Raw genomic sequence first — 12,551 nt, forward strand, 5'->3', positions numbered from 1 at the left:
GCCGGCCGCTCAGCCGTGGATCGCCCCCTCGCCGCCGCGCAACGACTGCCCGCTCCCGCCACGCCGTGCCGCGACGATCTCCGCGCCGATCGACACCGCGGTCTCCTCCGGTGTGCGGCCGCCGATGTCGAGCCCTATCGGGGAGTGCAGGCGCTCCAACTCGGCCTCGCCCAGCCCGACTTCGCGCAGCTTCGCCATCCGGTCGTCGTGCGTGCGCCGCGAGCCCATCGCCCCGACGTACGCGACCGGCAGCCGCAACGCGACCTCCAGCAACGGCACATCGAACTTCGCGTCGTGCGTCAGCACGCACAGCACGGTGCGCTCATCGGTGTCGGTCGAGCGGAGATAGCGGTCCGGCCACTCCACGACCACCTCGTCCGCCTCCGGGAAACGGGTCGGCGTGGCGAAGACGCCGCGCGCGTCGCACAGGGTGACGTGGAAGCCGAGCAGCTTGCCGACCTTGACCAGCGCGCCCGCGAAGTCCACCGCGCCGAACACGATCAGCCGCGCGGGCGGCACGCTCGACTCGACGAACAGGGTGACGTCTCCCTCGCAGCGCGCCTTGCTCTCCGGCACCTCGCACAGCCCCGTGCGGCCGAGGTCGAGATAGGCGCGGGCCTGCGCAGCGAGCCCCGAGTCGTCGCCCTCCGTGAGCCGTCCCTCGTGCGAGCCGTCGGGACGGATCATCAACAGGCCGCCGATGGACGGGAGTTCACCCGGCCCGTCGAGGATGCGGGCCAGCGCCACCGCCTCGCCGCGCGCCGCGACGGCGAGCGCCGAGACCACCGTCGCCCGGGACGGCGAGTCGAGCCGCACCGGCTCGACGTGCACCTCGACCTCGCCGCCGCAGGTCAGACCCACGGCGAACGCGTCGTCGTCGCTGTAGCCGAACCGCTCGCGGGCCGGCGTACCGTCCGCGAGCGCCTGGACACACAGTTCGTATACGGCGCCTTCCACGCAGCCACCGGACACCGAGCCGATGACCTCGCCCGCCGAGTCGACGGCGAGGGCCGCGCCGGGCGGCCGGGGCGCGCTGCCGCTCACCGAGACGACGGTGGCGACAGCGAACTCCCGGCCCTGCGCGGCCCATTCGCTCAGCTCGGCGGCGAGGTCAAGCATTGCGCTCCGCCTCGGCCAGCAGCACCCGGTCCGGACGCAGCGGCAGATCGCGGTGCCGCACGCCGGTCGCGTGCCACACGGCGTTGCCGATCGCGGCGGCCGTGCCGACGATGCCGATCTCGCCGACGCCCTTGATGCCGACGGGGTCGTCCGGGTCGCTGTCGTCGACCCAGTGCGCCTCGACGACCGGCACGTCCGCGTTGGCGGCGACGTGGTAACCCGCGAAGTCGGCGCCGACATGCCCGCCGTCCGCCGCGTCCCGCACGGCCTCCTCGTGCAGGGCCATGGAGATGCCCCACGTCATGCCGCCCACCAACTGGCTGCGCGCGGTGAGGGGGTTGATGATGCGGCCCGCGGAGAAGACACCGAGGAGGCGCCGCACGCGGACCTCGCCGCTCGCCACGTCCACGGCGACCTCGGCGAACTGCGCGCCGTAGGAGTAGCGCTCCTTCTGCGCGAGGGCACCGACCAGCTCGGTGGTGTCGGTGCGGACCGTGAGGCCCTCGGTCGGAACGGCGGCGGTCGGGGACAGCCGGTCGCGCAGTTCGCGACTGGCCGCCATCACGGCCCAGCCCCACGAGCGCGTGCCCATCGAGCCGCCCGACAGCCACGCCTGCCCGAAGTCGCTGTCGGCGATCCGCACCCGCACCAGGCCCTGGTCGACGCCGAGTTCGTCGGCGGCGATCTGGGTCAGGGCGGTGCGCGCCCCTGTGCCGACGTCCGCGGCCGTGATCCGGACCGTGAACGTACCGTCGTGCTCGGCGGTGACGGACGCCGTGGACGGGGCGACACCGGACGGGAAGGAGCAGGCCGCCACGCCCGTGCCGAGGAGCCAGCGGCCCTCGCGGCGCACGCGCGGTCGCGGGTCGCGGCCCGCCCAGCCGAAGCGGCGCGCACCGTCCTCGTAACAGCCGAGGAGATTGCGGCTGCTGAAGGGCAGCCCGGAGACCGGACCGACCTCGGGTTCGTTGCGCACGCGGAGCGCGACCGGGTCCATGCCGAGCTTCTCGGCGAGCTCGTCGAGCGCGGATTCCACGGCGTACGAGCCGGGGGCCTCGCCGGGCGCCCGGACGAACGTCGGGGTCGGCAGGTCCAGGGGCACCACACGGTTCACGGAGTGGTGCGCGTCGGACGCGTACATCACACGCCCGTACCCGGCGCTCGCCTCGACGAACTCGCGGATGTTCGAGGTCAGCGACTGCGCGTCGTGCCCGAACGCGCGAAGCCGTCCGTCGGCGTCGGCGCCGAGCCGCATCCGCTGGGTGGTGGGGCTGCGGTAGCCGGTGATCGCGAAGACCTGACGGCGCGTCATGGTGAGCCGGACGGGGCGATGGAGTTCCGTCGCGGCCATCACTGCGGCGATGTGGTGCGCCGCCACGAGCTTGCCGCCGAAGGCGCCGCCGACGTGTTCCGAGCGGACGCGCACGGCGGACGGGTCGAGCGAGAAGGTCTGCGCCAGCTGGTCGGCGACGGCCTTGCTGCCCTGGTTGGCGTCGTACACCTCCAGCCGCCCGTCCTCCCAGCGCACGGTCACCGCGTGCGGCTCCATGGCGGTGTGGTGCGTCTCGGGGGTGGTGTAGCGCTCGTCCACGACGGCGGCGGACGCGGCGAGTTCGGCCTCCAGGTCGCCCTTGGTCGCCTCCGAGCCCTCGGGCGCGTAGGTGCCGGGCCTGTCGGCCTCGAAGGCGATGTCGTGCGGCTCGGTGTCGTACTCGACGACGAGCGCCTCCGCGGCCTCCCGGGCCTGCTCGGAGGTCTCGGCTACGACGAGCGCGACGGGCCAGCCGGCGTGCTTCACCTTGTCGTCCTGGAAGACGTGGAGGATGCCGTCGGGCGGCCCCATCAGGGTGAGGTAGTCGGTGTTGATGCGCGGCGCGTTGCCATGGTGCATGACGGCGAGGACGCCGGGCATGGCGCGCACGGCCTCGTCGCCGACCGAGCGGATCCGGCCGCGTGCCACGGTGGACAGCACGAGCCAGCCGTGCGCGAGGTCGGTGAACGGGAACTCGCCCGCGTACCGGGCGGCCCCCGTGACCTTCTCGCGCCCCTCGATCCGGCTGCGCCCGACACCCACCGAGCCCGATTTCGTCGTGCCGGCCGCTGTGGTGGTGGTCGTCGTCATCGGGTGGCCTCCGAGGCGAGTTCGGTGAGCAGCGCAACGATCAGATTGCGCATCAGGGGCACCTTGTACCTGTTGTCGGGCAGCGGCTTCGCCGCCGCTAGTTCGGCGTCCGCGGCGGCCGCGAACGTCGCGCCCTCCGCGGGCTGCCCGATCAGCGCCGCCTCTGCGGCACGGGCCCGCCACGGCCGCGAGGCGACCGCGCCGAGCGCGATCCGCGCGTCCCGTACGACGCCGTCCTGGACGTCGACGGCGGCGGCCACGGAGCCGATCGCGAAGGCGTACGAGGCGCGCTCGCGGACCTTGCGGTACACCGAGTTCGCCGCGACGGGCGCGGGCGGCAGGGTGACCGCGGTGATGAGCGCACCGGCCGGGAGGCCGGTCTCCAGGTGCGGGGTGTCGCCGACGGGCCGGTAGAAGTCGGCGAGCGCCAACTCGCCCTTGCCGTCGGCGGTTTCGTACTCCACGACGGCGTCGAACGCGGCGAGCGCGACACCCATGTCGGACGGGTGCACCGCCACGCAGTGCTCGCTCGCGCCGAGGATGGCGTGATTGCGGTGCTCGCCCTCGACGGCCGGGCAACCACTGCCGGGCTCCCGCTTGTTGCACGGCTTGCTGACGTCGGTGAAGTAGCCGCAGCGGGTGCGCTGCAGCAGATTGCCGCCGACGGTGGCCATGTTGCGCAGCTGCCCGGAGGCCCCGGCGAGCACGGCCTGAGTCAACGCCGGGTAGCGGCGCCGCACTTCGGGGTGGGCGGCGAGGTCGCTGTTGGTGACGGTGGCACCGATACGGAGCCCACCGTCAGCGGTCACCTCGATCTCGCCGAGCGGCAGTTCCCGCACGTCGACGAGGCGCGCGGGCCGCTCGACGCCGATCTTCATCAGGTCGACGAGGTTGGTGCCGCCGCCGAGGAAGCGCGCCTCGGGGTCGGCGCCGAGCACCGCCACCGCGCCCGACACATCGGACGCCCGCTCGTATCCGAACTCCCTCACGCCACGGTCTCCTTCGCGTCGTCGGCGGAGTGCGCGGCCGCGTGGGCGACCGCTTGCACGATCGACACGTACGCGCCGCAGCGGCACAGGTTTCCGCTCATCCGCTCCCTGATCTCCTCCGGGGTCAGCGGCCCGGCCTCGGGCCGCACGTCGCCGGTGGCCGCGGACGGCCAGCCCGCGGCGTGCTCCTCGATGACGGCGAGGGCCGAACAGATCTGGCCGGGCGTGCAGTAGCCGCACTGGTAGCCGTCGAGCTCGACGAACGCCTCCTGCACCGGGTGCAGTTCGCCGTCCGGGCCCGCGATGCCCTCGATGGTGGTGATCTCGCGGTCCTCGGCGGCGACCGCGAGCTGCAGACAGGCCACGGCCCTGCGCCCGTCGACGAGCACCGTGCAGGCGCCGCACTGCCCCTGGTCGCAGCCCTTCTTCGTGCCGGTCAGATCGAGCCGCTCGCGCAGGGCGTCGAGCAGCGTGGTGCGGTGGTCGACGGGCAGCGTGTGCTTCTCCCCGTTGATGTTCAAGGTGACGACGCTGGACGTAGCGGACACGGTCGTGCCGCCGGTGTCAGCTGGGGGCATGTGTGCAGCCTTCTTTCGCGTGTCTGGTGCGTGGAGAACCGGCGCTGTACGCAGGGTGGGATGCGGACCGGACATGGATGCGGTCCGGGGCCCGGACCACTATGGTGTGGACTCTAACCGGACAGCTGTCCGTTCAACGGGACACGAACGTAGTGGACAACTGTCCGCCTAGCAAGGACTATTCCCCGCCACGGCCGAAGGAGGAGAAGTCGCGTGGGCTACGCGAAGAAGTCGGCCGCGCTGCGCTCGGACGCGCAGCGCAATCGCGACCGCATCCTCGAGGTGGCCCTGGCCGAACTGACGCGCTCCGCGGACACGCCGTTGAGTGCGATCGCGAAGAAGGCGGGTGTCGGGCAGGGCACGTTCTACCGCAACTTCCCCAGCCGTGAGGCGCTCGTCCTCGAGGTGTACCGCTACGAGGTGGAGCAGGTCGCCGACGCGGCCTGCGAGTTGCTGTGCGGACGACCGCCGGAGCTGGCGCTGCGCGAGTGGATGGACCGCCTCGCCCAGTACGCGATGGCCAAGGCGGGCCTCGCGGACGCGCTCCGCGAGGCGACCAGCGCGCGCGGCACGATGAAACAGCTCGCGCACGCCCCACTGACCGAGGCGGTCACGCACCTCCTGGAGGCGAACGAAAAGGCGGGCACAATCCGCCCCGACGTCACCCCGGACGACTTCATGCTGGCCATCGCAGGCCTGTGGCTGATCGACCCCCACGGCGACTGGCAGGCACGGGCGGGCCGCCTACTGGACCTGGTGATGGACGGGCTGCGGGCGGGTGCGCCTGGCGCGTCAGACCCTTGCGGCGATTGATACTTCGGGCCTCGCCGACGATTGGCATTTCCAGCCCCGCCGGCGTTTGAGGCGCGGGGTCCGGGGCGGAGCCCCGTGACCGGAGGGCGGGCGACCCTGCGCGCGGACCGGTAGCTCAGGAACGCTTACGCGGCTTGCCGCCCTTGACGTTCTTGGCCGGCTTATTCGCACTCCGCTTCGACTGCGGCTTCCCGTCCTGCCGAATCCGCCCCGGCTTCACGAAGGCCTTCTTCCCCGGCAGCCTCTTCTTCTCCGCCGCCTTCTTCTCGGGCTCCGCCTGCGTACGACCCCGCGAACTGTTCACGGTCCGGCCGCGCACGATGCCGATGAAGTCCTCGACGAGATCCGTGGTGCGCTCCTCGGGCCACGCGAGCACCACGCTCGACTCCGGCGCGTCGGTGACCGTGCGGTACGTGAGGTCGCGCCGGTGGTGCAGACGGGCGAGCGACATCGGGACGACGAGCAGGCCCACGCCCGCCGCGACCAGCTCGATGGCGTCGGTCGTCGTGGCGGGGCGCTCGAAGGCGGGCTGCCCCGGCGGCCGCTCCCAGCCGAGCACGTCGTCGAGCGGATGCTGCACGATCTCGTCGGCGAGGTCGGCGAGGGTGATCTCGTCGGCGGCGGTCACGAGGTGGTCCTTCGGGGCCACGACCACGGTCTTCTCGGTGTAGAGCGGGATCGCGCTGAAGTACGTACGGTCCACGGGCGGCCGCACCAGGCCCGCGTCGGCGTCCCCGCGGCGCAGCACGTCGGGCACCTCGGCCGCGGTCACCTGCACCAGGTCGAGCGGCACGTCGGGCCGGCGCTCACGCCAGATCCGCACCCACTTGGCGGGGGTGGCCCCGGGAACGTAGGCCAGGCGGAAGCGGGGTCCTGAGGGCGGTGCGGGTGTCTCTTGCGTGCCGGTCACGGGCCCAAGGCTACCCGCCGTGGTCAGCGGGTCCCGTCACGATCGATACCCTTGACCTCATGAGTTCGAACCAGAGCACCCAGACCATGAAGCCCGCGACCGCGGCAAAGAAGCTGGGTGTGTTCCTCGACGCCACGCCCGCCGAGTTCCAGGAGGGCGTCGTCTCGCGCGCCGAGCTGACCGCGCTGCAGGCCGAGCCGCCGCAGTGGCTCGTCGACCTGCGCGCGAACGGGCCGCACCCGCGCCCCGTGGTGGCGCAGAAGCTGGGCGTCTCCATCTCGGGGCTCGCCCGCGGCGGCGTCACGGATGCGCTGACCACGGAGCAGATCGAGGCCATCAAGACCGAGAACCCCGAGTGGCTTCAGGCGGAGCGGGCCACGCAGGCGGATGTCCGCAAGGAGAACGTCCGCGTCAAGAAGCTTCACGCCGAGCAGGCGGAGCAGCGGGCGCAGCGCGAGGCGTGACCGGGTGGGGCGTTGAGGTCACCGGGTGGCCTGCGCCCCACCGCACGGGGCTCTGCCCCGGACCCCGCGCCTCAAACGCCGGCGGGGCTGGATCTGCTCAATCGCCGCAGGGGCTTGATGTGCTCACCCCCGCCTTGGGCATGGAGCGATCAGTCTCGGCAACAGGCTCCCCCGCCCACCGGGGAAGGACCACCAGCGCCCCCGCCACCACCAACGCCCCGCACACCACCCCGCTCGCCGCGCCCCAGCCGCCCGCCGCGACAAGCGGCGCCGCCAGGCCCGCGCCGAGGGCTCCCGCCAGGAAGTACAGGAGCAGGTAGACGCCGCTGAGGCTGCCGCTGCGGGCCGGGTCGATGGACATGACGCGGGTCTGGTTGGCGGCCTGGGCCGTGAAGCAGCCCGCGTCGACCAGGGCGAGGCCCACCGACGTCACCACGGGCCGGTCGAGCCCCGTGCACAACAGCCCCGCACCGGCGGCCGCCACCACCATGCTCCCGGCGATCACCGCACGCGGCGAGTACCGGTCCCCCAGCCGCCCGGCCACGGGCAACGCCGCGAACCCGAGCGCCCCGGCCAGGCTGTACAGGCCGATGTGCGCGGCATCGAGACCGTACGGCGGCTGCGCGAGCCGCACCGTGAGCGCGACCCAGACGAGGCTGAAGGCCAGGTACCAGAGGCTGCCGCTCAGCACCGCGAGCCGCAGCGCACGGTGCCGGCGCAGCAGTCCGGGCAGCGCGGCGAGCGTGCCGAGGTACCCACCGCCACCGCCCTCGGGCCGCTCCCCTGGCAGCCGCGCCCACGCGATCGCCCCGCAGACCACCACGAGCCCCGCGAACGCGAGCAGCATGCCGCGCCAGCCGAACGCGTCCGCGAGCGCCCCGCCGACGAGCCGGCTCAGCAGGATCCCCGCCGACATGCCCGCCGCGACGCCCGCGACGGCCCGCCCGCGCCGCTCCCCCGGCACCCCGCGCCCGGCGATCGTGGACGCCATCGCGCTGACGCTCGCCCCCGCACCCACCATCACGTACGCGAGGAGCAGCAGGCCGAGGCCGGGTGCGCAGGAGGCGAGCAGCAGCCCCGCCGTGAGCAGCGCCAACTGTCCCGCGACGAGCCGCCGTGGCGCCGCCCGGTCCGCGAGGGGCAGCAGGAAGGCGAATCCGGCGATGCATCCGCCGAGCGCGGCGGTCGTGACGAGGCCGATGGCGGCGGCAGAGGCGCCGGTGTCGTGGGCGACGTCGCCGAGCGCAGGCTGGATCGCGTAGTTGTTGGCGAGCGCCACTCCGGCGGTGCAGGAGAGCACCGCGACGCCTCCGCGCGGCAGCCTCACGGGGCCTCACCGCGCACCAGGACCACGGCGTAACGGCAGTCCCGCTGCGTCGAGTTGGCGAAGACGCAGGCCGTGGGCGGGCCCAGTTCGACCGTGTCGCCCGCGTCGAGTTCGTGCACGACGTCGCCCTCGTGGAACGTGAGATGCCCTTCGAGCACCCAGATGATCTGCCGGTGGAACGCGAACGCCGCTGCCGGGTACGGGACTTCGGCCCCGGCCGGGAGCCGGATCTCGGCCACCTCCGCGGGGAAACCGGGTCCCGACACCTGCCGCCGCGCGTATCCGGTCTCCGGGTCGCGCCACTGCGGAGCCGCCTCCGCCCGCCGCACCCGCTCCTCGGCCGACTCGGGCTCCAGTTCCGGCTCGGGGTCGAGCAGCGTCGCCACGCTCAGCCGGAACGCCGCCGACAGCTTGCCGAGGATCACGGCGCTCGGGCTGCTCTCGCCGCGCTCGATCCGGTGGATCATCGCCCGCGACACCCCGGACTCCTCGGCCAGCTCCGCGAGGGTCCAACGGCGCCGGTCCCGCTCCGCACGGATCCGGGCACCGATGCGCTCCACCAGGGGGTCTACGATATTGGACATGGATCCACGATACGAGACGCGGGCCCCGGCGGTGAAGGTCCGCCCGGCCCACGAGGACGACCTGGACGCCGTCCTCGCCATCCGCAATCACGCCATCGAGCACGGCACGGCGCTGTGGACGGACACGCCGCAGTCCCGCGAGGAGGGCGCGGCCTGGCTGGGCGCGCATCTTGAGCGCGGTTCGGCCTACGTGGCCGAGCTCGGCGGAGAGGTCGTCGGGTTCGGTGTCTACGGGCCCTGGAAGGCGTACTCCGGCTTCCGGCACACCGTGGAGAACTCGGTGTACGTCACCGGCGGCCACCAGGGGGCCGGCATCGGTTCCGCACTCCTGACGACGCTCGTCGACTCGGCCACCGCCGCGGGCCTGCACGTCATGATCGCCGGGATCGAGTCGGGCAACGCGGCCTCGATCCGCCTGCACGAACGGCACGGTTTCGAGCATGCCGGAACGGTCCGCGAGGTGGGCACCAAGTTCGGCCGCTGGCTCGATCTGACGCTCATGCGGCGGCAGTTGAGCTGACCGGCCGCGGCCGCCACCCCCACTGCTCCCCCGCCCTCACTCCGCGGACTGCTCCGACGACGGTGACGGTGACGACTGCGACGGCGACCGCAGCGCGGCATAGCGCACGACGGCCCGTTGCAGCTCCACCCGTTCGTCGTCCGGCAGGAGGCCGCCCTGGGCGAACTCCAGGAGGTGCTCGGCCACCAGGTTCAACTTGACGTTGGTGCGCTGCGACACGTCACGCAGCACGCGCCACGCGTCCTCGGGCGGGATCCGGCCGAGCACGACGACGACGCCGATCGCCTGATCCACGAGGGCGTGCGAGGTCACGGCCTGCTTGAGCTGGGCGACCTCCGTCTGCAGCCGTTCGTACTCCTTGGCGAGGTCGGTGGCGGACAGGAGGGTGAGCGGCCGCGTCGAGGACAACATGAAGAAGGCCATGGGGCCACCTGGTTCAGAAGCGGGAGCGGGCAGGGCGTTCACCTTTCTCAGACTGCGACGGGAGCGCCTGGCAGGCGCTCTCGACCCGTAGCCGCCACGGTACTTGGGCATGGGAAGGGCCGACCTCTTGATGCTCGGGCCTGCCGCACGAAAGCCGCAGTCCTCAGAACGAAGTGTCGGGCGAAGCTTCATCCAAATAACGAAAAGTGCAGGCTGCCCGCCCTCGCAGGTACAGGCCGTGACAGATGCCCCTGCGACGGTCGTAAGCTGACCGCGCCGGGCATATTCGGTGAGGATTCAGTGGGGAGGGCGGCGCACATGGGCACACTGCATTTCGACAGCAGCGACCTCGAGGTCACCGAGGATTTCCTCAGTCGTCACTATGCCCGCATGCGCATCGGTAACGGCACCCCTGAGTCCTGTCGGATTCGGATCCGGCGCGAGGCGATGTCGGGGGTGTCCGTCGACGAACTCGACCTCGACTTCGACATGCGCTACTCGGTGACGCCGCTTCAGAAGATCTGTCTGTGCCTCGTCCACGAGGGCACCATCCGGGATCACGCCTTCGGGGACGTCGAGGACTCCTACGGCCCCGGCGACGTGGTCTCCTTCGCCCCGCCCGAACTGCCCTACGAGGGGCGGGTCTGCGGCGCCCGGTACAACATCACCATGCTCGACCCCACCCTCCTGGGCCAGGTCGCCACCACCATGCCGGGAGCGGCGCCGGGACCGGTCCGGCTCACCGGCCACCGGCCGGTCTCCGACGCCGCGGCCCGGCACCTGAAGCGGACCATCATCCACGTCCGCGATCACGTGCTGGCCGACCCCGAGGTCGCCGCCGAGCCGTTGGTCGCCTCGACCGCCGCCCAGCACCTGGCGGCGAGCGTGCTGATCGCCTTCCCCAACACCGCGCTCATCCGGCCCACCGGGACGGATCGGCACGACGCCCACTCCGCGACGCTGCGGCGCGCCATCGCCCATATCGACGCGAACGCCCAGGAGCCGCTCACCGTCGCCGAGATCGCGGCGGCGTCCCATGTCACCGTCCGGGCGCTGCAGTACGCCTTCCGGCGGCATCTGGACACCACGCCGCTGGCGTATCTGCGCCGGGTGCGGCTCGCGCACGCGCACGACGAGCTGCGGGACTCCGATCCGGCGAGCGCGACGGTCACCGCGATCGCCGCGCGGTGGGGCTTCCACCACTCCGGCCGCTTCGCGGCGCTCTACCGCGACGCCTACGGACGCACCCCGCTTCAGACGCTGACCGGGACCTGAGACCTGCCGCGACCGGGGGTGGGCGGCCTTCCCACACCTTGATCGTTCATATTCACGAACAACGATCACATACATAGCCGTTGACGCGGACACGACGACAGTTCTACCGTCACGTCGACCGCCCGCAGAAAGGGCTTTCCCCCGCCGCGATTATGGCGCCTCAGGGCGGTCACGTTCACGGATTCGAACCAGCCAATTCACGCACCTGGAGACGAACGATGAACTTACGAGCCGCGAGACCCCTCGTCACCCTCACCTCCGCCGGCCTCCTGGCCGGCGCCCTCGTCGCCCTGTCCGGCAACGCGACCCAGGCCGCGACCACCCCGCAGGCGAGCGACGCCCTGTACGTGTCGCCGACGGGCACCGACAGTGCGGCCGGCACCGAGTCCGCGCCCACCACGCTGACTTCGGCGATCAGCCGCGTCACCGCGGGCGGCACCATCTACGTGCGCGGCGGTACGTACGCGTACTCCTCGACGGTCACCATCCCCGTGGCCAAGAACGGCACCTCCGCCGCCCGCACCACGCTCGCCGCCTACCCTGGCGAGAAGCCGGTGCTCAACTTCAAGGCGCAGAGCGAGAGTTCGACCAACCGCGGGCTCGCCCTCAACGCCTCGTACTGGCACCTCAACGGGATCATCGTGGAGCGCGCCGGGGACAACGGCATCTTCGTCGGCGGCAGCAACAACGTCATCGAGCGCACGGTGACCCGCTTCAACCGGGACACGGGGCTGCAGTTGGGGCGCACGACCTCCACCACGCCCGAGTCGCAGTGGCCGGCCAACAACCTGATCGTGAGCGCGGAGTCGCACGACAACGCGGACTCCGACGGTGAGGACGCCGACGGGTTCGCCGCGAAGCTGACCACCGGCACGGGCAACGTGTTCCGCTACGCCGTCTCGCACAACAACATCGACGACGGCTGGGACCTCTACACCAAGTCCGACACGGGCCCCATCGGCCCGGTGACCATCGAGGACTCCCTCTCGTACAACAACGGCACCCTGAGCGACGGCACCGTGAACTCGAACGGTGACCGCAACGGGTACAAGCTCGGCGGCGAGGACATCGGCGTCAACCACATCGTGCGCCGCAGCATCGCGTACAAGAACGGCAAGCACGGGTTCACGTACAACAGCAACCCGGGCTCCATGGCGGTGTCGAACAACCTCAGCATCGACAACCCGGAGCGCAACTTCTCCTGGGACAAGGGTACTTCGGTGTTCCGGAGCAACACCTCGTGCCGGTTCTCGGTCGACGGGTCGAACGACAAGACCGTCGGCAGCGCGGACTCCACGAACCAGTTCTGGACCGGCACCAACGGTTCGCGCTGCGCCTCCTACAGCGGCGCGCTCGCCTGGTCGTACGCGGCGGACGGCAAGCTCGTCGTGACCCTCGGCGGCAAGCAGGTCTCCCTGTAGCCGGCG

The 12,551-nt window shown here is 71.9% G+C and carries 12 protein-coding genes and 1 pseudogene; 5 read left to right on the top strand and 8 right to left on the bottom strand.

The window, feature by feature from the left end; translation table 11 throughout:
• Nucleotides 1–9 precede the first annotated feature (9 nt).
• The 4 genes from OHA73_RS07860 to OHA73_RS07875 are packed head-to-tail and all read right to left on the bottom strand — an operon-like array spanning nt 10 to nt 4,808.
• Nucleotides 10–1,119, bottom strand: a complete 1,110-nt coding sequence (locus OHA73_RS07860; protein ID WP_327654650.1) for an XdhC family protein — start codon at nt 1,117–1,119, stop codon at nt 10–12.
• A complete protein-coding gene (locus OHA73_RS07865; protein WP_327654651.1) occupies nt 1,112–3,241 on the bottom strand; it encodes a xanthine dehydrogenase family protein molybdopterin-binding subunit in 2,130 nt (709 codons plus the stop codon). Before OHA73_RS07865 ends, OHA73_RS07860 begins: the two co-directional genes overlap by 8 nt.
• A complete protein-coding gene (locus tag OHA73_RS07870) occupies nt 3,238–4,230 on the bottom strand; it encodes an FAD binding domain-containing protein (RefSeq protein ID WP_266715991.1) in 993 nt (330 codons plus the stop codon). The genes OHA73_RS07865 and OHA73_RS07870 overlap by 4 nt, the downstream gene beginning before the upstream one ends.
• Nucleotides 4,227–4,808 carry a 2Fe-2S iron-sulfur cluster-binding protein gene (locus tag OHA73_RS07875; protein WP_327654652.1) on the bottom strand — a complete coding sequence of 194 codons (582 nt, stop codon included), beginning with the start codon at nt 4,806–4,808 and terminating at the stop codon, nt 4,227–4,229. The genes OHA73_RS07870 and OHA73_RS07875 overlap by 4 nt, the downstream gene beginning before the upstream one ends.
• Nucleotides 4,809–5,021: 213 nt before the next feature.
• Here OHA73_RS07875 and OHA73_RS07880 point away from each other — a divergent pair, with 213 nt between their 5' ends.
• Nucleotides 5,022–5,621 carry a TetR/AcrR family transcriptional regulator gene (locus tag OHA73_RS07880; protein WP_327654653.1) on the top strand — a complete coding sequence of 200 codons (600 nt, stop codon included), beginning with the start codon at nt 5,022–5,024 and terminating at the stop codon, nt 5,619–5,621.
• Between the two features lie 115 nt (nt 5,622–5,736).
• Here OHA73_RS07880 and OHA73_RS07885 read toward each other — a convergent pair whose 3' ends face one another.
• Nucleotides 5,737–6,531, bottom strand: a complete 795-nt coding sequence (locus OHA73_RS07885) for a LysR family substrate-binding domain-containing protein (protein WP_327654654.1) — start codon at nt 6,529–6,531, stop codon at nt 5,737–5,739.
• Nucleotides 6,532–6,590: 59 nt separating this feature from the next.
• Here OHA73_RS07885 and OHA73_RS07890 point away from each other — a divergent pair, with 59 nt between their 5' ends.
• Nucleotides 6,591–6,995 (top strand): DUF5997 family protein, encoded by a 405-nt coding sequence (locus tag OHA73_RS07890; protein WP_266715985.1) that lies wholly within the window; start codon nt 6,591–6,593, stop codon nt 6,993–6,995.
• 97 nt (nt 6,996–7,092) lie between these two features.
• On the opposite strand, the gene OHA73_RS07895 is transcribed toward OHA73_RS07890, so the two are convergent.
• Both OHA73_RS07895 and OHA73_RS07900 read right to left on the bottom strand, forming a co-directional pair.
• The gene (locus OHA73_RS07895) at nt 7,093–8,322 is read right to left on the bottom strand and encodes an MFS transporter (RefSeq protein ID WP_327654655.1); all 1,230 of its coding nucleotides are present in this window, start codon (nt 8,320–8,322) and stop codon (nt 7,093–7,095) included.
• Nucleotides 8,319–8,906 (bottom strand): helix-turn-helix domain-containing protein, encoded by a 588-nt coding sequence (locus OHA73_RS07900; protein WP_327654656.1) that lies wholly within the window; start codon nt 8,904–8,906, stop codon nt 8,319–8,321. The genes OHA73_RS07895 and OHA73_RS07900 overlap by 4 nt, the downstream gene beginning before the upstream one ends.
• Here OHA73_RS07900 and OHA73_RS07905 point away from each other — a divergent pair.
• Nucleotides 8,905–9,426 (top strand): GNAT family N-acetyltransferase, encoded by a 522-nt coding sequence (locus tag OHA73_RS07905; RefSeq protein WP_266715979.1) that lies wholly within the window; start codon nt 8,905–8,907, stop codon nt 9,424–9,426. The genes OHA73_RS07900 and OHA73_RS07905 overlap by 2 nt on opposite strands.
• Before the next feature lie 36 nt (nt 9,427–9,462).
• Here the strand turns inward: OHA73_RS07905 and OHA73_RS07910 are convergent, their stop codons facing one another.
• The gene (locus tag OHA73_RS07910; protein ID WP_267071512.1) at nt 9,463–9,849 is read right to left on the bottom strand and encodes an ANTAR domain-containing protein; all 387 of its coding nucleotides are present in this window, start codon (nt 9,847–9,849) and stop codon (nt 9,463–9,465) included.
• A gap of 318 nt (nt 9,850–10,167) precedes the next feature.
• Between OHA73_RS07910 and OHA73_RS07915 the strand changes: the two genes are divergently transcribed.
• Both OHA73_RS07915 and OHA73_RS07920 read left to right on the top strand, forming a co-directional pair.
• Nucleotides 10,168–11,124 carry a helix-turn-helix transcriptional regulator gene (locus OHA73_RS07915; RefSeq protein ID WP_327654657.1) on the top strand — a complete coding sequence of 319 codons (957 nt, stop codon included), beginning with the start codon at nt 10,168–10,170 and terminating at the stop codon, nt 11,122–11,124.
• A 317-nt stretch (nt 11,125–11,441) separates the two neighbouring features.
• Nucleotides 11,442–12,545, top strand: a pseudogene (locus tag OHA73_RS07920) (silent information regulator protein Sir2); the annotation flags it as partial.
• Nucleotides 12,546–12,551: the final 6 nt, after the last annotated feature.

Origin of the sequence: Streptomyces sp. NBC_00483, from assembly GCF_036013745.1 — a bacterium.
Taxonomy (GTDB): domain Bacteria; phylum Actinomycetota; class Actinomycetes; order Streptomycetales; family Streptomycetaceae; genus Streptomyces.

Coding starts and splice junctions, on each gene's coding strand:
- OHA73_RS07890 (WP_266715985.1), top strand. CDS start 6,591: ATGAGTTCGAACCAGAGCACCCAGACCATGAAGCCCGCGACCGCGGCA.
- OHA73_RS07900 (WP_327654656.1), bottom strand. CDS start 8,906: ATGTCCAATATCGTAGACCCCCTGGTGGAGCGCATCGGTGCCCGGATC.
- OHA73_RS07915 (WP_327654657.1), top strand. CDS start 10,168: ATGGGCACACTGCATTTCGACAGCAGCGACCTCGAGGTCACCGAGGAT.
- OHA73_RS07905 (WP_266715979.1), top strand. CDS start 8,905: ATGGATCCACGATACGAGACGCGGGCCCCGGCGGTGAAGGTCCGCCCG.
- OHA73_RS07875 (WP_327654652.1), bottom strand. CDS start 4,808: ATGCCCCCAGCTGACACCGGCGGCACGACCGTGTCCGCTACGTCCAGC.
- OHA73_RS07865 (WP_327654651.1), bottom strand. CDS start 3,241: ATGACGACGACCACCACCACAGCGGCCGGCACGACGAAATCGGGCTCG.
- OHA73_RS07910 (WP_267071512.1), bottom strand. CDS start 9,849: ATGGCCTTCTTCATGTTGTCCTCGACGCGGCCGCTCACCCTCCTGTCC.
- OHA73_RS07860 (WP_327654650.1), bottom strand. CDS start 1,119: ATGCTTGACCTCGCCGCCGAGCTGAGCGAATGGGCCGCGCAGGGCCGG.